This is a genomic window from Paremcibacter congregatus, assembly GCF_006385135.1.
In the GTDB taxonomy this organism is placed as follows: Bacteria; Pseudomonadota; Alphaproteobacteria; order Sphingomonadales; family Emcibacteraceae; genus Paremcibacter; species Paremcibacter congregatus.
In genome coordinates, this window is sequence record NZ_CP041025.1 from 4,171,666 (window position 1) to 4,189,011 (window position 17,346).

General features: G+C 54.0%; 20 protein-coding genes. 9 read left to right on the forward strand and 11 right to left on the reverse strand.

Features of this window, described 5'->3' with window-relative positions:
* Positions 1 to 57 precede the first annotated feature (57 nt).
* The 3 genes from pnp to irrA all read left to right on the forward strand — a co-directional run bounded on the left by pnp (position 58) and on the right by irrA (position 4,267).
* Positions 58 to 2,184: a polyribonucleotide nucleotidyltransferase gene (pnp, locus tag FIV45_RS18265; RefSeq protein WP_099474088.1), complete on the forward strand. Its 2,127-nt coding sequence runs from the start codon at positions 58 to 60 to the stop codon at positions 2,182 to 2,184.
* 167 nt (positions 2,185 to 2,351) lie between these two features.
* A complete protein-coding gene (locus FIV45_RS18270; RefSeq protein WP_099474086.1) occupies positions 2,352 to 3,749 on the forward strand; it encodes an NAD(P)H-dependent flavin oxidoreductase in 1,398 nt (465 codons plus the stop codon).
* Positions 3,750 to 3,826: 77 nt separating this feature from the next.
* The gene (gene irrA, locus FIV45_RS18275) at positions 3,827 to 4,267 is read left to right on the forward strand and encodes an iron response transcriptional regulator IrrA (RefSeq protein ID WP_099474307.1); all 441 of its coding nucleotides are present in this window, start codon (positions 3,827 to 3,829) and stop codon (positions 4,265 to 4,267) included.
* 19 nt (positions 4,268 to 4,286) lie between these two features.
* Here the strand turns inward: irrA and FIV45_RS18280 are convergent, their stop codons facing one another.
* Complete coding sequence (locus FIV45_RS18280) at positions 4,287 to 4,811, reverse strand: SH3 domain-containing protein (protein WP_099474084.1); 525 nt, start codon at positions 4,809 to 4,811, stop codon at positions 4,287 to 4,289.
* Between the two features lie 163 nt (positions 4,812 to 4,974).
* Here FIV45_RS18280 and FIV45_RS18285 point away from each other — a divergent pair, with 163 nt between their 5' ends.
* Entirely contained in the window at positions 4,975 to 5,961 is a 987-nt protein-coding gene (locus FIV45_RS18285; protein WP_099474082.1) for a 2-hydroxyacid dehydrogenase, read from the forward strand.
* Between the two features lie 5 nt (positions 5,962 to 5,966).
* On the opposite strand, the gene FIV45_RS18290 is transcribed toward FIV45_RS18285, so the two are convergent.
* From FIV45_RS18290 to ubiE, 10 genes are all read right to left on the reverse strand, one after another.
* A complete protein-coding gene (locus tag FIV45_RS18290; RefSeq protein ID WP_099474080.1) occupies positions 5,967 to 6,155 on the reverse strand; it encodes a hypothetical protein in 189 nt (62 codons plus the stop codon).
* Positions 6,156 to 6,310: 155 nt separating this feature from the next.
* A complete protein-coding gene (locus FIV45_RS18295; protein WP_099474079.1) occupies positions 6,311 to 6,763 on the reverse strand; it encodes a hypothetical protein in 453 nt (150 codons plus the stop codon).
* Positions 6,764 to 6,765: 2 nt separating this feature from the next.
* Positions 6,766 to 7,518 (reverse strand): HesA/MoeB/ThiF family protein, encoded by a 753-nt coding sequence (locus FIV45_RS18300; RefSeq protein ID WP_099474076.1) that lies wholly within the window; start codon positions 7,516 to 7,518, stop codon positions 6,766 to 6,768.
* On the reverse strand, positions 7,505 to 7,798 hold the full coding sequence (locus tag FIV45_RS18305) for a hypothetical protein (RefSeq protein ID WP_099474074.1): 294 nt from the start codon (positions 7,796 to 7,798) through the stop codon (positions 7,505 to 7,507). Before FIV45_RS18305 ends, FIV45_RS18300 begins: the two co-directional genes overlap by 14 nt.
* 13 nt (positions 7,799 to 7,811) lie before the next feature.
* On the reverse strand, positions 7,812 to 8,771 hold the full coding sequence (gene cysK, locus FIV45_RS18310) for a cysteine synthase A (RefSeq protein WP_099474073.1): 960 nt from the start codon (positions 8,769 to 8,771) through the stop codon (positions 7,812 to 7,814).
* A 36-nt stretch (positions 8,772 to 8,807) separates the two neighbouring features.
* Positions 8,808 to 9,263 carry an RrF2 family transcriptional regulator gene (locus FIV45_RS18315; protein WP_099474071.1) on the reverse strand — a complete coding sequence of 152 codons (456 nt, stop codon included), beginning with the start codon at positions 9,261 to 9,263 and terminating at the stop codon, positions 8,808 to 8,810.
* Between the two features lie 17 nt (positions 9,264 to 9,280).
* On the reverse strand, positions 9,281 to 9,736 hold the full coding sequence (gene dut, locus FIV45_RS18320; RefSeq protein ID WP_099474069.1) for a dUTP diphosphatase: 456 nt from the start codon (positions 9,734 to 9,736) through the stop codon (positions 9,281 to 9,283).
* Positions 9,737 to 9,753: 17 nt separating this feature from the next.
* Positions 9,754 to 11,010, reverse strand: coding sequence for a bifunctional phosphopantothenoylcysteine decarboxylase/phosphopantothenate--cysteine ligase CoaBC (gene coaBC / locus FIV45_RS18325; RefSeq protein WP_099474067.1), 1,257 nt, complete (start codon positions 11,008 to 11,010; stop codon positions 9,754 to 9,756).
* Positions 11,011 to 11,106: 96 nt separating this feature from the next.
* Entirely contained in the window at positions 11,107 to 12,642 is a 1,536-nt protein-coding gene (ubiB, locus tag FIV45_RS18330; RefSeq protein WP_099474066.1) for a 2-polyprenylphenol 6-hydroxylase, read from the reverse strand.
* 1 nt (position 12,643) lies between these two features.
* Positions 12,644 to 13,447: a bifunctional demethylmenaquinone methyltransferase/2-methoxy-6-polyprenyl-1,4-benzoquinol methylase UbiE gene (gene ubiE / locus FIV45_RS18335; RefSeq protein WP_099474305.1), complete on the reverse strand. Its 804-nt coding sequence runs from the start codon at positions 13,445 to 13,447 to the stop codon at positions 12,644 to 12,646.
* 74 nt (positions 13,448 to 13,521) lie between these two features.
* Between ubiE and mutM the strand changes: the two genes are divergently transcribed.
* From mutM to FIV45_RS18360, 5 genes are all read left to right on the forward strand, one after another.
* A complete protein-coding gene (gene mutM, locus FIV45_RS18340; protein ID WP_099474064.1) occupies positions 13,522 to 14,364 on the forward strand; it encodes a bifunctional DNA-formamidopyrimidine glycosylase/DNA-(apurinic or apyrimidinic site) lyase in 843 nt (280 codons plus the stop codon).
* Between the two features lie 32 nt (positions 14,365 to 14,396).
* A complete protein-coding gene (locus tag FIV45_RS18345; protein WP_133118592.1) occupies positions 14,397 to 14,840 on the forward strand; it encodes a hypothetical protein in 444 nt (147 codons plus the stop codon).
* 171 nt (positions 14,841 to 15,011) lie between these two features.
* The gene (locus tag FIV45_RS18350) at positions 15,012 to 15,788 is read left to right on the forward strand and encodes an enoyl-CoA hydratase (RefSeq protein WP_099474060.1); all 777 of its coding nucleotides are present in this window, start codon (positions 15,012 to 15,014) and stop codon (positions 15,786 to 15,788) included.
* A gap of 261 nt (positions 15,789 to 16,049) precedes the next feature.
* The gene (rpsT, locus tag FIV45_RS18355; RefSeq protein ID WP_099474058.1) at positions 16,050 to 16,322 is read left to right on the forward strand and encodes a 30S ribosomal protein S20; all 273 of its coding nucleotides are present in this window, start codon (positions 16,050 to 16,052) and stop codon (positions 16,320 to 16,322) included.
* A gap of 557 nt (positions 16,323 to 16,879) precedes the next feature.
* On the forward strand, positions 16,880 to 17,296 hold the full coding sequence (locus FIV45_RS18360) for a rhodanese-like domain-containing protein (protein WP_099474055.1): 417 nt from the start codon (positions 16,880 to 16,882) through the stop codon (positions 17,294 to 17,296).
* Positions 17,297 to 17,346 lie beyond the last annotated feature (50 nt).

Sequence of the window (17,346 nt, forward strand, 5' to 3'; positions counted from 1 at the left end):
GCCCGGGGATGGGCCTCGGGCAGAGTATCGGAGACCGTAGGTTAAGGTAAGATATATATGTTTGAAATACATAGAAAAGAGATTAACTGGGGTGGCCGGACATTGGTTCTGGAAACCGGTCAAGTGGCCCGCCAGGCAAATGGCGCCGTGATGGTGACTTACGGCGAGACATCCTGTCTTGTCGCGGCCACAGGGGCCAAAACACCCAAAGCAGGGATTGATTTTTTCCCGCTGACAGTAAACTATCAAGAACGCGCTTATTCCGCCGGTAAAATTCCAGGCGGTTTTTTTAAACGTGAAGGCCGTCCATCCGAAGCGGAAACACTGATCTGTCGTTTGATCGACCGTCCGATCCGCCCTCTGTTTGTTGATGGCTACAAGAATGAAACCCAGATCGTTGCGACTGTGATGTCCCATGACCTGGAAAATAACCCTGACATCGCCGCTCTTGTAGGCACCAGTGCTGCATTGACCATTTCCGGTCTGCCGTTCATGGGTCCGATTGGCGCCGCACGTGTTGGTTATATCGACGGCGAATATGTTCTGAACCCGACGTTCGAACAGCTGGAAACATCCGATCTTGATCTGGTGGTTGCCGGAACCCGCGATGCTGTATTGATGGTGGAATCAGAAGCCAACGAGCTGTCTGAAGAAGTTATGCTTGGTGCGGTGATGTTCGGTCACGAACAGATGCAGCCGGTGATCGATGCGATCATCGAACTGGCGGAAGTTGCGGCCAAAGAGCCGATGGAACTGCCAGAGCCGGTAGATCATTCCGCGCTGGAAGCCAAAATCGCAGAATTGGCGGAAGCCGACATGCGTGCGGCTTATGCGGAAAAAATCAAACAGACCCGATCCGGTCTTTTGGGTGAAATCAAGGACCGCGTTAAGGCGGAACTGGTGGCGGAAGATGACGACGCCATGTCCGGTGTGGTTTCTGAACTGCTGAAAAAGCTGGAAAAGAAAATTGTCCGCGGCGACATCATCAAAACCCGTAACCGGATTGATGGCCGTGAACTGGACAAGGTCCGGGCGATTTCCTCTCATGTGAACATTTTGCCCCGGGCACATGGCTCCGCCTTGTTTACCCGCGGGGAAACACAGGCTGCCGTTGTAACCACACTGGGTACCGGTGATGATGAACAGTTCATCGACGCCCTGACAGGCACCTACAAAGAACGTTTCATGCTGCATTATAACTTCCCGCCTTATTCTGTCGGTGAAGTTGGTCGCATGATGGGCACCAGCCGCCGGGAAACCGGTCACGGTAAACTGGCCTGGCGGGCGCTTCGTGCGGTTCTGCCAACACCAGAAGAATTCCCTTACACCATCCGGATCGTGTCTGAAATCACAGAATCCAACGGGTCCTCTTCCATGGCGTCTGTTTGTGGGGCGTCCCTGTCCATGATGGATGCGGGTGTTCCTCTGAAGCGGCCGGTTTCCGGTATCGCCATGGGGCTGATCATGGAAGGTGACGATTATGCGGTTCTCTCTGACATTCTGGGGGATGAAGATCACCTGGGTGACATGGACTTCAAGGTAGCCGGGACGTCCGAAGGGATTACATCCTTGCAGATGGACATCAAGATTGCCGGGATTACCCGTGAAATCATGGATGTGGCATTGAAGCAGGCGGCCGGTGGCCGGGCTTATATCCTGGAAGAAATGAACAGTGCCCTGAGTGGCGCCCGTGAAGAAATGAGCGATCACGCGCCACGGATCGAAACCATCCAGATCAACCGCGAGAAAATCCGCGAAGTGATCGGGACCGGTGGTAAAGTGATCCGCGAAATCTGTGAAGTGACCGGCGCCAAGGTTGACATTGAAGACGACGGGACCATCAAGGTTTCCTCTTCCGATCTGTCCGCCATTGAAGCGGCCCTGAAATGGATCGAAGGCATCGTTGCAGAGCCTGAAGTGGGCAAAATTTACGAAGGTAAAGTTGTTAAAACCGTTGATTTCGGCGCTTTCGTGAACTTCCTTGGCAGCCGTGATGGTCTGGTTCACATCAGTGAACTGGAAGATCATCGGGTGAAGCAAGTGTCCGATGTGGTCAGTGAAGGCGACATCATCAAGGTCAAGGTTCTTGGCATTGATGACCGCGGCAAGGTTCGGTTGAGCCGTCGTGTGGTCGACCAGGAAACTGGCGAAGATCTCCAAAACAAAGAAGGGGACGAGGAATAAATCCTCTTCTCTTTAACTTCGGATCGATAAAATGATCTAAAAATTGGCCGGATGTGAGCCTTTCTTGAATTGGGCGGGGTAATGCCTATATAAGAGAGAGATCATCCGGCCTAAACTTAGCGGAATTCGGCGGATGTATGCTGTCGTGATATAGGGTATAGGGTGCTATGAGTTTACTGAAACCAATGATGATGTCGGGGAAAGAGGTTCTCCCGCTTGTAGAAGGCGGCAAAGGAATTTCAGCCACAAACGGCATAAGTGCAGGGGCATGGGCTGCTGCTGGTGGGGTGGGCACCGTAAGCTGCGTTAATGCAGACAGTTATGATGATCAGGGGAATATTATTCCTCAGGTGTATCATGGCAAAACCCGTATCGAACGGCATCAGGAATTGGTTGATTACGGTGTCGACGGCGGCATTACCCAGGTACAACAGGCCCACGAGGTTTCCGGGGGCGAAGGCCGCATTCACATCAATGTACTTTGGGAAATGGGCGGCGCGGAAGCGGTGCTTGAAGGCGTTCTGGCCAAAACAAAAGGACTTGTGCATGGGGTAACCTGTGGCGCGGGCATGCCTTATAAACTCAGCGAAATCGCGGCGAAGCACGAGGTTTTCTATCATCCCATTATTTCGTCTGCCCGGGCCTTCGGTATTCTGTGGAAACGCGCTTATAAAAAATATGGCAACTGGCTCGGCAGTGTGGTCTATGAAGATCCATGGCTCGCCGGGGGTCATAATGGCCTGTCCAATGCGGAAGACCCGCGCGATCCCCAGGACCCTTATCCTCGTGTTGCGGCTTTGCGCACGATGATGAATAAATTTGGCCTGCAGCATGTGCCCATTATTATGGCCGGGGGGGTCTGGTATCTGCGGGACTGGGCCAAGTGGCTTAATAACCCGGAAATCGGCCTGATTTCCTTTCAGTTCGGAACCCGGCCGCTTTTGACCCAGGAAAGCCCGATCCCGCAAATATGGAAAGACGCCCTGACCAAACTGTCGGAAGGCGATATCCTGTTGCACCGTTTCAGCCCGACCGGATTTTATTCTTCGGCCGTGCGCAATAAATTCCTGCGTAATCTGGAAGCCCGCTCAGAACGGCAAGTGGCCTTCCAGGCCAAGCCGTGTGAAGCCTTTTCCGCCGAGATTCAGGCAGGAAAACGCAAGTATTTTGTTCAGCCGGAAGATAAGCCCAAAGTGGAAGCCTGGATTTCCGCGGGTTATTGCGAAGGTATGAAAACCCCGGATGGCACGCTGGTTTTTGTCAAACCGACAGAGGCTCTGGAAATTCGTAAAGACCAGAAGGATTGCATGGGCTGTCTCAGCCAGTGTAAATTCTCTAACTGGGCCGATAATCCGGAAACCAAATATTCTACAGGCCGTGGCGCTGATCCGAGAAGTTTTTGTATTCAGAAAACCTTGATGGATATTGCTCACGGGGGGGCTTTGGAAGATAATCTGATGTTCGCGGGCCATTCGGCGGCGAACTTTTCCACGGACCCTTTCTTCAGCAATGGTTTTGTTCCGACGGTAAAGCAGCTGGTGGACCGGATTTTGACCGGGGATTGATCCGGAATTGTTAAAGCTGTTTATTATTTCGGCAGATCAGCGTAGTATAGGGCTTCAGTAAGCGTATGGATATGATGATGTCAGAGAATAGAAAACAACGACCTTTCACGCAAGTGGTTGAAAAACTGCGCGAAGTGGGCCTGCGCCCCACCCGCCAACGTCTGGCATTGGCGAAACTTCTGTTTGACGGCCCCAGCCGCCATGTTACGGCAGAAATGCTGCATGAGGAAACAGAACAGGTTAATGTCAACGTATCTTTGGCGACGGTGTATAATACCCTGCATCAGTTTACGGACGCTAAATTACTGCGGGAAGTGGTGATTGATTCCGGGCGCACCTACTTTGATACCAATACGACTGAACATCATCATTTCTTTATGGAAAAAGAAGGCCTTCTCTCGGATGTCCCCCCCGGGGCCATCACGATTGATCAACTGCCGCAAGCGCCGGAAGGCAAGAAATTCTCTCGGGTTGAGGTGGTTATCCATGTGGCGGATGCTGACGAGGCCGCGTCGTAAAGATTTCTGCCTTCCCCAGCTAATCAATAACCTCGCCTTTGAGCGTACCCCAGAAGTGTCCCTGGGGCATCCAGCCTTTGAATCCGTTGACATCAAGACGGCACCAGCCTTGCTGACAGGCGAGAATTCTGCCAATTACGCCGGCCTCTGCAATTACGGCGACTTTGGGCGCTTTGCCATTTAAATATCCCGGCGCCTCAAGAAGCTCCTGCTGTTCCGCAATAATCAGCCCGTTGCGACGGCTGGAAATCAGGGGCCCCCAGACCCAGCCGGTGGCGCCTTCGGAATCGACAATTTTCCGCCAATCACGATATTCTGCGATTACCTTGACCGGCAAACCGGCTTTTTTATAGACCCAGAGTACGGGATATTTGCTGTCTGGGCCGGTACGAACGTATACTTTGTTCTTGGCCAGAGAGGAAAAACGGGGCACCAGATAGCCAGATTTTCCCATGACCTGTTTTTCAACTGCCTGCGCCGAAATACCTCCGGCAAAGCAGGTTTGCAAGACAAGAAGGAAGAATATGAAGGGGCGGCGTAACATTCTGCGGTTTTCCTGTTGAAGGGGTGTGTTTTTTAGCACGGAATTGCGTCAAATACTGATCTGGAGGTTTGAATAAAATATGTATTTCTGCTAGACATATTAATACATCAAAAGGCGACCACAAGCCTTTTATACCTAATGATAATAAAAACCGGAGTTCCGCATGACTGCCAAAAAGCCATTGGTCATCGTCACGAGAAAGTTGCCTGACATTATTGAAACACGGATGATGGAATTATTCAATGTCCGTCTCAATCTGGATGATCATGCGTTCACCCCCGCCGAAATGGCGGATGCGGTCAAGGAGGCGGATGTTCTGGTGCCGACGGTGACTGATCGTCTTGATTCACGTATCCTGGCCCAGGCAGGACCACAATTGAAACTGATTGCCAATTACGGCGCGGGTATTGACCATGTGGATCTGGCGTCGGCCCGTCAACGCGGGATCACGGTCACCAATACGCCGGGGGTCCTGACCGAAGACACTGCCGATATGACCATGGCGTTGCTGTTGGCCGTGCCACGGCGGTTGATTGAAGGCGAACGTCTTTTGCAGAGTGGTGAATGGAGTGGCTGGTCCCCGACCGGTCTGCGCGGATCCCGCATTTGGGGCAAGCGTCTCGGTATTATCGGGATGGGACGTATTGGTCAGGCGGTGGCGCGGCGCGCGAAAGCCTTTGGCCTGTCGATCCATTACCATAATCGTCACCGGATCGATGCGGCTGTGGAAGAGGAACTGGAAGCCACTTACTGGGAGAGCCTGGACCAGATGCTGGCGCGGATGGACATCATTTCCGTCAACTGCCCGCATACACCGGCGACATACCATTTGTTGTCGGCCCGGCGGTTGAAACTGATGCAACGCCATGCCTTTGTGATCAACACGTCACGCGGCGAAGTGATTGATGAAAATGCCCTGATTCGGATGTTGGCGGCGGGAGAACTGGCCGGGGCCGGGCTTGATGTGTTTGAAAATGAGCCGGCGGTTAATCCGAAATTCCTTGAAATGCCCAATGTCGTGGCTCTGCCCCATATGGGGTCGGCGACCACCGAAGGCCGTAATGACATGGGCGAAAAGGTGCTGATCAATATCAAGACCTTTGCCGATGGTCATAATCCACCGGACCGGGTATTGGAAGACTGGGTTTAAGTCATTTAAAAAACGTGGGTTTTGAGAAATTCAGACTCGCAGAGGGCGTCTAACTTCAGGGCGCCGTCTGCGGGTTTCTCTGTTTTGGGCGGGGTGCAGGCCGGATCATCTGGCACCATGTTGACCGACAAAACACATGCCAGACCAAACAGGGTATAAAGCGCCAGATGGTTCATTTTATCGCGAAAATTCATCTTGTTCGATCTCATTTGTCAGGCGCCAGCGGGAAGATGAGGAAGCAGTGACCTGCCGGCGCCTGTAAAATACAAATACTTAACAACAGAATCATGTTTACGATACTGATCACGCCGTGCCGAGGGGATTGCGATAAAGGCGAGTGTAAATGAGATTAAAACAATGCGAATTCCGGAATGTTCTTATCAGGGGCCATCCATTCCCGACGCGCGGTGACGGAAAATAGAGCGGCTTTGCTGTAATACATCAGCATAAAATCCTTGGCGCCATATGGGCCGGTTACCAGAGCGCGGCATCCGTCCAGAAATGGGGAATCGGGGGACTGACAGCGTATAAAATGAGCAATGGCGCGAATATAAAACAAGGTGATGGTATGGTGATAACCTTCCTGATCCGTATTGGGCGTGTTGGTGGCCTCGTTATAGCTTCGGATCAGATCGGGCATGATCCGGATCAGATGTTCTTCCGGATAACGATGCAACAGATCATAGGCCGCGGACAGATGCCCGGCGTGGGTCCACTGGGATTTGGGCAGGCTGAGGTCCAGAAGACGATCAGTATGATCGGTCAACTGTCTGTCAGTCAGAAAGGGAAAGATATCGGACATACCTATCGCTTGCCGCAGGTTGGGCATCCCGGGTCTTTCGGGAGCCGGATGGTGCGACTGCTGGCGTTCAGGGCGTCATAAAGCAGGATTTTCCCGGCCAGGCTATCGCCGAGTTCGAGCAGTTCCTTCAAAACTTCGACGGCCTGCAGACTACCGACAACCCCGGCGACCGCCCCGAGGATTCCGGCTTCGGCGCAATTGCCGACGGTACCGGGGTGGTCAGGGATGAAGCAGCGATAACAGGGCTTGTCCACCTCATAGCCTTTGAAGGTCGCAACCTGACCATCAAATTGACTGAGGGCGGCGGAGACCAGCGGTTTCTTTTGCGCCAGACACACATCATTGATGATAAACCGGCTGTCGAAATTATCGCAGCCATCGGCCACCAGATCATAGCCGCTAATAATGTCATGCGCGTTATCGGCGGTAAGGCGGGCGGTATGGGAAATAAGTTTCACATCCGGATTGAGTGCGCGCAGTGTCTCGACCGCGCTGTCGGTTTTGGCGCACCCTACAGACGAGGTGCTATGGATGATCTGGCGTTGCAGATTGCTCAGGTCCACCACATCATCATCAATGATGCCCAGGGTGCCGACACCGGCGGCGGCGAGATACATCAGCAGCGGGCTGCCCAGTCCCCCGGCCCCGACCACAAGAACCCGGGCGGCAAGCAGATCTTGCTGTCCGGCGCCGCCCACCTGTTTCAGGATGATATGGCGGGCATATCGATCCAGCTGCTCATCATTCAGGGGCATCGGGATTTTTTACACTCATGCTGATAACGTCGGTACCCTCGTCGTCGTTGGCGATATCGATGACAATATCCTGATCGGCGTAATCGGCCGGCAGAATGACAAAAATATCACCGGCTTCAACCACGAGGTCATCGGGGCTTTCGACCTCCTCGCCGTTGCGGGTGACGGCAAACTCTTTCAAATTTACCGCCCGGGCTTCGGCGAGGATACGGTCAATGGTCAGGTTCTCTGTCTCTAGAGTACTTTCCGTGCCCTGCACCCGGAGAATTACTGTTCCCATGTAAGGTTCCTTCCTAGAGACCGTCAAAAAGTGCAGTGGACAGATAGCGTTCGGCAAAGGAGGGAACAATCACAACGATTTTCTTACCTTTCATGGCCGGGCGTTCCGCCAGCTCCAGGGCGGCGGCGATGGCGGCGCCGGATGAAATCCCGACAGGAATACCTTCGTTCCTGGCCACCAGACGGGCGGTCTCGAAAGAAGTTTCGTTTCCGATGGTCAGAACTTCATCGACATATTCGGTGTTGAGAATTTCCGGGATAAAGCCTGCGCCAATGCCCTGAATCTTATGAGGGCCGGGTTGGCCTCCAGACAGAATCGGGCTGTCTTCCGGTTCCACGGCAACCACATGCAGGTCACTTTTCTTCGGTTTGAGCGCCTGGGCGATACCGGTAATCGTGCCGCCTGTACCGACACCTGAAACCAACACATCGATTTCGCCATTGGTATCATTCCAGATTTCCCGGGCGGTGGTGATTTCGTGGATGGCGGGGTTGGCGGGGTTGGCGAATTGTTGTGGCATTACGGCATTGCCTGCCGCGGCGACCATTTCTTCCGCCCGGGCGATGGCGCCTTTCATCCCGAGTTCCGCCGGGGTCAATTCCAGTTTGGCGCCCAGGATCAGCAGCATCTTCCGCCGTTCCAGCGACATGCTTTCAGGCATTACCAACGTCAGGTCATAGCCTTTGGCGGCACAGACAAAGGCCAACGCAATGCCGGTATTGCCGGATGTTGGCTCAATAATTTTTGTGCCTTCGGTGATTTTACCCTGTTCTTCCAGGCTGGCGATCATCGCGGCGCCGATCCGGTCTTTGACCGATGCCAGCGGATTGAAGAATTCCAGCTTCAGCAGAATTTCGGCCCCCAGATCAGAACCGAGCCGGTTCATGCGCACCAGCGGGGTATTGCCCATGGTTTCAATAATATTGTCGTAAATTTTTCCGCGGCCTTCAGTGCCGGTATCTGTAACGGACATGATCAGTCTCCTGTGGTTAGACGGGTTTCTTGCGTCTTATATATTAAATGTAAAATGCTTTGTGGAATCGGTCTCGACCCCTTCGCTGCTGGCCTGTTGACAGAGGTCCTGCAGGGTGATGTCATTCAATTGGTTCATGATGCTCTTATTTAGATCCTCAATCAATGGGTTGATCACCTTAATGCCAAGCGGGGATTGTGACAGGGTATCCTGCTTTTCCGCTTTGGTGTCCATGCTGTTGACCACCTCGACGATTTCCCCGACAGAAACACGACGTCGTTCCCGGGCGAGGTTATAGCCACCCTTTGGCCCGCGCACGCCTTTCAGTATCCCGGCCCGCACAAGTTGTTGCATGACCTGTTCGAGATAACGCTGGGGAATTTCCTGACGGCGGGTGATGTCGCGGGATTGCACCGGCCCGGTGCGGCCATTATAGGCCACATCGACGACGGCTTCCAAGGCGTAAATCATTTTTTTGGTGAGGCGAAACATGGTGTGCTCCTCTTTTGTTAACTGGCTGTGCCGGTGGATCCGAAGCCGCCGGCGCCACGGGTGGTTTCATCCAGTTGCGCGCGCTGATCCCATCGAATCTGGGTCATGGGTGCAATCACCATCTGGGCGATGCGCATGCCGCGGGTGATGATAAAATCTTCTGGCCCGTGATTAATCAGGATGACTTTTACTTCGCCGCGGTAATCCGCGTCTATGGTGCCGGGGCTGTTGAGTACGGTGACACCGTTCTTCCAGGCGAGGCCGGACCTCGGGCGGACCTGGGCCTCGTGATCGCCGGGCAGGGCCATGGCGAATCCGGTGGGCACCAACAGACGCTCGCCAACCTTTAGGGTCAATTCCTCGCCTTCTGGCAGGGCGGCCATAAGATCCATGCCCGCGCTTTGCGGGGTTTCATAGGCCGGTGTTTTAAGCCCTGCGCCGTGAGGCAGTTGTTGAAATCCAACGATGGTCATATAGTTGTTATCCCTGATTATGATTTTTTAAAATATTCTATGATCTTGTCGGCGAGCCGGGCCGCGACTTGTTCTTTCGGGGCGCGGTTCCAGTCCTCTGCTCCGTCCGGGGTGAGGAGCGTGACCTGATTGTGGTCTCCACCCATGACGCTTTCGCCGTCGCGGGCCGTGACGTCGTTTGCGACAATCCAGTCGCAGCCCTTTCGTTTGAGTTTTGCCTGGGCGTGGGCGGCGACATTTTCTGTCTCCGCCGCAAAGCCGACCACCAGTTCCGGACGTCCCAGGTCCGCCTGGGCCAGCATTTTCAGAATGTCGGGATTCTCCGTCAGTTCCAGGACGGGCAAATCTCCCGTCTGTTTTTTGATTTTTTGTGATTCTGTCGCGGCGACCCGCCAATCGGCCACGGCGGCGACGCAAATTGCCACGTCAGCCGGCAGGGCGGCGGTGCAGGCGGCCTGCATGTCCAGCGCAGATTGCACCGGCACTGTGGTGATGCCCTCGGGGGGCGTCAGGGACGTCGGGCCGCTGACCAGTGTGACCCGCGCACCCCGATCCCGCAGCGCTTCGGCAATGGCGTAGCCCTGTTTACCGGAAGAACGGTTGGCAATATAACGTACCGGGTCAATGGCCTCATGAGTCGGCCCGGCGGTGATCAGTATATGCTTGCCGTGCAAGGGACCACCGGCCGCCTTCGTGACCGGGGCGGATGCCGGGGTGAAGACCTGTTCCAGCGCCCGGACCATGTCGTCTACTTCCGCCAGTCGCCCGGGACCTTCTTCGCCGCAGGCGAGTTCGCCCTGACCAGGGGCAATGACCTGAATGCCGTCCTGTTGCAATCGGGCGAAATTCCGCTGGGTCGCGGCATGGCGCCACATCTGGCTGTTCATGCTGGGGGCGATCATCACCGGTTTGTCTGTGGCAAGCAGGGCCGTGGTCGCCAGATTGTCGGAAATTCCCGCGGCCATCTTGGCCATTAGATCGGCCGTGGCCGGCGCGACCAGGACCAGATCGGCTTCCCGGGACAGGCGTATGTGCCCCATTTCCGTTTCATCGGTGAGCGAAAAGAGATCAGTATAGCATTTCTCGCCGCTGAGTCCGCTCACCGCAAGCGGGGTGACAAACTCCGCGCCCCCCTTGGTCAGGATGGTACGTACGGTCATGCCGCGTTCCTTCAGTCGCCGGATCAGGTCGAGACATTTGTAGGCGGCGATACCGCCGCCGATGATCAGTAACAAACGCTTACCCGCAAGCGGGCTGGAAGGGGATAAAGCCATAGTATTGTCTTTTCTGCGGGTTATCTCTTATACCTGTGTTTCCCCTAATGTAGGGGTAATCAAGGGGTAAATCAATATAACTACTAATAAATAATGTTAATTAAAAGATTTATACAGAAGAAACAGGAAAATGCTGCCAAACACGCCGCCAGACAGGCCGTAAAAGAACAGGCGCAGGGCGCTGCGTCGGCCGGCGCGGGCATTTTTTTCAAATTTCCGGGCCGCACGGGCCAGATCTTCGAGATCATCAATGATCTTCGGCAGGCGTTGCAGGGTATCCAAAGTTGTTTCGACGAAGTCCCGTACCTTGGCCTGAGGCCCGAGATTGTCCAGCATCCATTTTTCCACCAGAGGGCGGGATGTTTCCCACATGTTGATCTCGGGATAGAGATCAAGGGCAACGCCTTCGACAGTAACCATGGTTTTTTGCAGCAAAAGCAGCTGGGGCTGGGTTTGCATATTAAAGGTTTCGGTGGTCTCGAAAAGTTGGGCCAACAAATTTCCGGCGGAAATCTCGGAAACCGGTTTACCGACGATGGGATCGCCAATGGCGCGGATGGCCTGGGTGAATTTCTCGACAGACTGGTCTTGTGGTACATACCCGATATCGAAATGGGCCCGCGCCACCAGGTCGTAATCCCGTTTGAGAAAACCGTAAAGGATCTGGGCCAGGCAGCGCCGGGTCTTTTTGTCAATGCGTCCCATAATGCCGAAATCAATTGCGGTGATCTTGTCACCGCTGCAGGCAAACAGGTTGCCCTGATGCAGGTCGGCATGGAAAAAACCATGATCAAGCGCCTGATTGAGAAAGCTGTGGATCAGGCTTTCCGCCAGTTTCTTGCGGTTAAAATTTTGTTCAACAATCCGGTCTTTTTGCGAAAAAGGCACGCCGTCGACCAGAGTCGTGGTCAGCACCCGCCGTCGAGACAGGTCCCAGTCCACATCAGGGACCATATAGTCGGCGTGGTCGGCCATGTTTTCTTTGAGTTCGGAGGCCGCTGCGGCCTCATAGCGCAGATCCATTTCCAGGGCGATGGTGTCGGCGATGGTGTCGACCACGGAACTTGGCTTCAGGCGCCTGATGTTGGCGGAAAAGCGTTCCATCAGCTTCGCAAGCCACAGAAAGCTTTCGAGGTCGCGGGCAAAAGCCTTTTCAATGTCCGGCCGTAATACCTTGACGGCGACGCGGCGCCCGTTCTTGGTGGTGGCGAAATGTACCTGGGCGATGGAGGCGGCCGCCACCGGGGTGATATCGAAATCGCGGAACAGATCGTCGAGCGAGGCGTCAAGTTCCTGTTCTATGATCTGCACGGCCTTGGCGCCGTCAAATGGCGGGACATTATCCTGCAGGCGCATCAGGTCCAGCGCCACATCCGGGCCCACAATATCCGGTCGGGTGGCCATGGCCTGGCCAATTTTTATGAAACTTGGCCCCAAAGACTGAAAGGCGTCGACCAGCGGACTGTAGCCGGTGTCTTTTTGAGTGGATTTCGTCTTGCGCAACTGTCGAAAACGACCAATCATCTTGGGTTCTTCGCCGAACAGGGACAGCAGGTCCATCAAGGCGTCATGGCGGGACAGGGTATAACCGACCCGGATCAGGCGGCCCATATGACGCAGGCTGTTGAACATGCTAGATCTTCCATCCCGAATGAAGCGCCACGACGCCGGTGGTCATATTGCGGTAAGTGACCCGCTGAAAGCCGGCGGCTTCAATCATGCTCTTGAATTTTTCCTGAGGCGGGAACTGGCGAATGCTTTCCACCAGATACTGATAGGATTCCCGGTCGCCGGTGATCATTTCGCCAAACCGGGGCAGGAGATGAAAACTGTAGGCGTCATAGATCTTGTTGATCAGCGGCATGTCAACCTTGCTGAATTCCAGGCACAGGAAACGTCCCCCGGGTTTCAAGACCCGATGGGCCTCTTGCAGGGCCTTGTCGATATTGGTGACGTTGCGAATGCCGAAGGCAATGGTGTAGGCGTCAAAATAATTGTCGGGGAAAGCCAGGCATTCTGCATTGCCGCAGACCCATTCGATATTGTGAAGGATGCCTTGATCTATGCCCCGGTCGCGCCCGACGTCCAGCATCTGGGCATTGATGTCGCAGACGGTAACTTCGGCCGGGGTTTGGTCTTCCGTGGTGCGTTTGTTCGCCGCCTTGAGAAAGCGGAAGGCGATGTCACCGGTGCCGCCGGCCACGTCCAGAAGCTTCATCCCCGGTTCAGGCCGCAGCACCCGGATCATGTCGTCTTTCCACAAACGATGCAGTCCTGCGCTCATGACATCATTCATGACGTCATATTTCTGGGCCACGCTGTCAAAAACGTTACGGACCATGCCTTGCTTGGCCTGCTTGTCCACGGTCTTGAAGCCAAAGTGGGTGGTTTCGGTTTCGGCCTCTGGGCCCGAGGGTTTTTTATTTTCATTTGTCATGTTGCGGAACATAAACCACTGGGGCATGCTGTGCCAGTATTTTATAGCGTGTCAATTGATTTAAGGACGGCCTTATGCCTGAACTGCCGGAAGTGGAAACCGTACGCCGGGGAATTATCCCTTTACTGGAGGGCCGCGCCCTGTCGCGGGTGATTCAGCGGCGCGACACCTTACGTATTCCGTTGCCGGAAAATTTCGCCGACAGGCTCACCGGGCGTCGTATCGACAAGATCACCCGGCGGGCAAAATATCTGTTGTTTGCACTTGATCAGGGGGAAACGCTGATTTGTCACCTCGGCATGTCGGGAAAAATGACTTTGGTGGCGCGGGCGGGGCGGGAAACCCCGGATATCTTTGCCAAGCATGATCACGTGATTTTGGAAAATGATCAGGGTGATCTGGTGATTTTCAATGACCCCCGCCGTTTTGGTCTGATGACCCTGTGCGCCACAGAGGAGCTGGATCAGCACCGTCTGTTTTGTCAGATGGGGCCGGAGCCCCTGGGCAATGCATTTCACAGCGATTATCTGTTTGACAAGATGCGCGGCAAACGGTCGCCCGTCAAAACCGTGCTTCTTGATCAGCGAGTCGTTGTTGGTCTGGGCAATATATATGTTTGTGAAGCGCTTTATCTGGCCGGGATATCTCCACTGCGTCCGGCGACCGACCTGGACCGGGAAACGGTGGAGCGTCTGGTGCCGATTATCAGGCAGGTTTTGGCGCGGGCCATTGAGGCCGGGGGTTCAACCCTGAAGGATTATGCGCGTGTGGACGGGGAACTTGGCTATTTTCAGCATGAATTCAAGGTCTACGGCCGGGAGGGCGAGGCCTGTCACACCACCGGCTGTGATCACAGCATCGTCCGCATCCCACAGAGTGGGCGGTCGACATTCTATTGTCCCGCCTGTCAGGATTAGGTATGCTGCGGGCCATGAGGAAAGAATCTTTTATGAAAAAATCCTGGTGTCTTTTCGGGGCGGTGTTGTCTTTGTTTCTGGTGATGGGCGGCGTACCCGTCAGGGGGGAGGAGGAGATGGCGCGATTGTTATCCGATCTCGACCTGCCGTTGATGGAAAAATTCCACGAGGAGGAAGACAGCCGGGTGGTGTTTGATACACCGGAAGGGCGAATCATTGAAGTCAGGGCCCAGGGAGAGGCGTCCCCGGAACAGGTTCGCGACTATTATCGATTGGTGTTGCCAACCCTGTCCTGGCTGCTGGCTTTTCCGGATCAGGCAGGGGCTGGCGCGCCTTCAGATGAAGGGGCCTGCGCCGCAGAAGTGCAGATCTGTCTGGTCGCTCTGAGGGATAAGGAAATTCTGTCGATCAGCATCAGTAAAGATGATAGCCAAGCAGGTGTTTCTGTTGTGGTTTTTGACCTCCGGCCCCGATAAGTATCTGTTGCTGTTGACCCGGCGGGAAAAGGCCGGGCCTGAAGACCTTGCTTGTAAATACATTGCGGACGGGATATATGCGGGGTATATTTTTGAATATTTTTACATAATTTATGGGAACTGAGGTCGCTTTTTATCGTCTCAGTTCAAGCCAAGTTAAGGAGAAACCACATGTCCTATAAGATGATTCTGGTGGATAGCACCGAACCCGTGGGCCTGATTACCCTGAACCGTCCCGAAGCCCTGAATGCTCTGAACGGTGAACTGATGAACGAAATGACACAAGCCCTGCGTGGCTTCGAAGCTGACGAGAATATCCGTGCTGTGGTCATTACCGGCAGCCCGAAAGCTTTCGCCGCCGGAGCGGACATTAAGGAAATGCAGGATATGAATTATGTGGAGGCCTATATGAAGGACTTCATTACCGCCAATTGGGAAGAAGCTACCCGCTGTCGCAAACCGATCATCGCGGCGGTGGCCGGTTACGCTTTGGGCGGCGGATGCGAGCTTGCCATGATGTGTGACTTCATTATCGCGGCGGATACGGCGAAATTCGGTCAGCCTGAAATTAAGCTCGGGGTTATCCCCGGCGCCGGCGGCACCCAGCGGCTGACCCGTTTTGTCGGCAAGTCAAAAGCCATGGAAATGGTTCTTACGGGCCGTATGATGGATGCCGAAGAAGCCGAGCGTTCCGGTCTGGTCAGTCGGGTTGTCCCGGCCGATGATCTGGTGGACGAAGCCTTGAAGACGGCCCGCAAGATCGCTGATCTGTCGCTGCCGTCCGTGATGATTGCGAAAGAATCAGTCAACAAAGCCTACGAAACGACTCTGCAGGAAGGGGTCATGTTTGAGCGCCGCGTGTTCCATTCTCTGTTCGCGACCGAGGATCAGAAGGAAGGCATGGCGGCGTTTGCTGAGAAGCGTACGGCAAAATTCAAGCATAAATAACCAGAAGCCCGCATCTTAAGTCCTTGAAAATCAAAAGATCCGCTGGAAAACGCGCCTTGTTTTCCGGGGGATGACGGATCGGGTTGATATTCGGGAGTATTCCTGAAAATATGTTGAAAATCGTATTGACCAATGGGACGGGCATGTTTATAAGCCACCACTTGAAAATACATCAAAAGAATTTAAGGCGTCTGATTCTCCTGGATGCAAAGTAACCAGTAGAGATTTAAAGCCTTACATAGAGAAAGATAGGTTTACCTGATGGCAAACACGTTACAGGCTAAAAAGAGAATTCGTTCAAATGCACGTCGTGCTTTGGTTAATAAAGCCCGCAAAAGCCGGATCCGGACTTTTGTAAAAAATGTTGAACTGGCGCTGGAAAGCGGCAATGCAGAAGAAGCCCAGGTGGCCTTGAAAGCAGCTCAGCCAGAACTGATGCGCGGAGTCACCAAAGGCGTCATGCACAAGAAAACAGCTTCCCGCAAAGTTTCCCGTCTGGCGAAACGCGTGAAAGCCCTGGCGGTTTCTGCTTAAAGAAACCGAGTCGCCCGAGCATATCCGGCGAGTCCCCCCAGGAAATTGAATATTAAAAGCTGAACCTGTCTGGTTCGGCTTTTTTTATGACCATTTTGTGTCAATGCCCGGGGGTGAATCTATTCGGTCCGGGGTATTAGGAAATGTGATAATATAGCCCCCTACCAGATATAGTATGGTTGCTTCTAGTCAAGCCATATCAGGGCGATAATTTGTGTTTTTTTTAAGATGATTCAGTTGCCAGAAATCTCTGCGCCCTGTAGTTTAATAAGCGTCCACTAGGGGACAAAACGACACCACATATCAGTGCGAGGCTAAAGGGCCGCTTTTCCGAGAAGGCCCTCTCTACTCTCTATTTGTGTTCGATGATCTCTGGAGGGAGATCGTCATTACAGGTATGGCGTGGTTCAGTCAGGCCATCGGTGATATCGGCCTTGTGAACCGTACGGGCTTTGTTTTGTTGAACTGTAACGGGATTTGGCTGCAGCAGTCTGCAGAGGTAATGGTAGTTAGGCTAGTATGGTCAGGGCGTTGATGTCTGACCGGGGATAAAAAAAATGAATTATACAGGTGATGTAACTGTTGAAGCGGCGTGGAAGGCGCTTCAGGAGGATTCGGCGGCCGTTCTTATCGATGTCAGGACCCAGCCGGAATGGGCTTTTGTCGGCCTGTGTGATCTGTCCGCCTTGGGGAAAGCGCCCCTGTTGGTCAGCTGGCAGGAATATCCCCACATGAATGTAAATGACACCTTTGTTGAGCAGATCACAGGGCAGAATATCCCCAGGGATGCTGCGCTGTATTTCCTGTGTCGTTCAGGTGTGCGGTCTCAGTCTGCGGCCGCGACCATGGTCGCGGCGGGTTATGAGCATTGTTACAATATTTTAAGCGGATTTGAAGGCGATGTGGATGCCAAGGGGCATCGCGGGGCGCAAGGCGGTTGGAAGGCCGCCGGCCTACCGTGGGGGCAGCGTTAAGGGATGAACTTTGGGGGCAGAAATAAAAGGCTAGGGGCTAACAAGAGAAC

Bases quoted from the DNA above. Each gene is read 5' to 3' on its own strand.
- pnp (WP_099474088.1), top strand. From the start codon at position 58: ATGTTTGAAATACATAGAAAAGAGATTAACTGGGGTGGCCGGACATTG.
- FIV45_RS18270 (WP_099474086.1), top strand. From the start codon at position 2,352: ATGAGTTTACTGAAACCAATGATGATGTCGGGGAAAGAGGTTCTCCCG.
- irrA (WP_099474307.1), top strand. From the start codon at position 3,827: ATGTCAGAGAATAGAAAACAACGACCTTTCACGCAAGTGGTTGAAAAA.
- FIV45_RS18280 (WP_099474084.1), bottom strand. From the start codon at position 4,811: ATGTTACGCCGCCCCTTCATATTCTTCCTTCTTGTCTTGCAAACCTGC.
- FIV45_RS18285 (WP_099474082.1), top strand. From the start codon at position 4,975: ATGACTGCCAAAAAGCCATTGGTCATCGTCACGAGAAAGTTGCCTGAC.
- FIV45_RS18290 (WP_099474080.1), bottom strand. From the start codon at position 6,155: ATGAATTTTCGCGATAAAATGAACCATCTGGCGCTTTATACCCTGTTT.
- FIV45_RS18295 (WP_099474079.1), bottom strand. From the start codon at position 6,763: ATGTCCGATATCTTTCCCTTTCTGACTGACAGACAGTTGACCGATCAT.
- FIV45_RS18300 (WP_099474076.1), bottom strand. From the start codon at position 7,518: ATGCCCCTGAATGATGAGCAGCTGGATCGATATGCCCGCCATATCATC.
- FIV45_RS18305 (WP_099474074.1), bottom strand. From the start codon at position 7,798: ATGGGAACAGTAATTCTCCGGGTGCAGGGCACGGAAAGTACTCTAGAG.
- cysK (WP_099474073.1), bottom strand. From the start codon at position 8,771: ATGTCCGTTACAGATACCGGCACTGAAGGCCGCGGAAAAATTTACGAC.
- FIV45_RS18315 (WP_099474071.1), bottom strand. From the start codon at position 9,263: ATGTTTCGCCTCACCAAAAAAATGATTTACGCCTTGGAAGCCGTCGTC.
- dut (WP_099474069.1), bottom strand. From the start codon at position 9,736: ATGACCATCGTTGGATTTCAACAACTGCCTCACGGCGCAGGGCTTAAA.
- coaBC (WP_099474067.1), bottom strand. From the start codon at position 11,010: ATGGCTTTATCCCCTTCCAGCCCGCTTGCGGGTAAGCGTTTGTTACTG.
- ubiB (WP_099474066.1), bottom strand. From the start codon at position 12,642: ATGTTCAACAGCCTGCGTCATATGGGCCGCCTGATCCGGGTCGGTTAT.
- ubiE (WP_099474305.1), bottom strand. From the start codon at position 13,447: ATGACAAATGAAAATAAAAAACCCTCGGGCCCAGAGGCCGAAACCGAA.
- mutM (WP_099474064.1), top strand. From the start codon at position 13,522: ATGCCTGAACTGCCGGAAGTGGAAACCGTACGCCGGGGAATTATCCCT.
- FIV45_RS18345 (WP_133118592.1), top strand. From the start codon at position 14,397: ATGAAAAAATCCTGGTGTCTTTTCGGGGCGGTGTTGTCTTTGTTTCTG.
- FIV45_RS18350 (WP_099474060.1), top strand. From the start codon at position 15,012: ATGTCCTATAAGATGATTCTGGTGGATAGCACCGAACCCGTGGGCCTG.
- rpsT (WP_099474058.1), top strand. From the start codon at position 16,050: ATGGCAAACACGTTACAGGCTAAAAAGAGAATTCGTTCAAATGCACGT.
- FIV45_RS18360 (WP_099474055.1), top strand. From the start codon at position 16,880: ATGAATTATACAGGTGATGTAACTGTTGAAGCGGCGTGGAAGGCGCTT.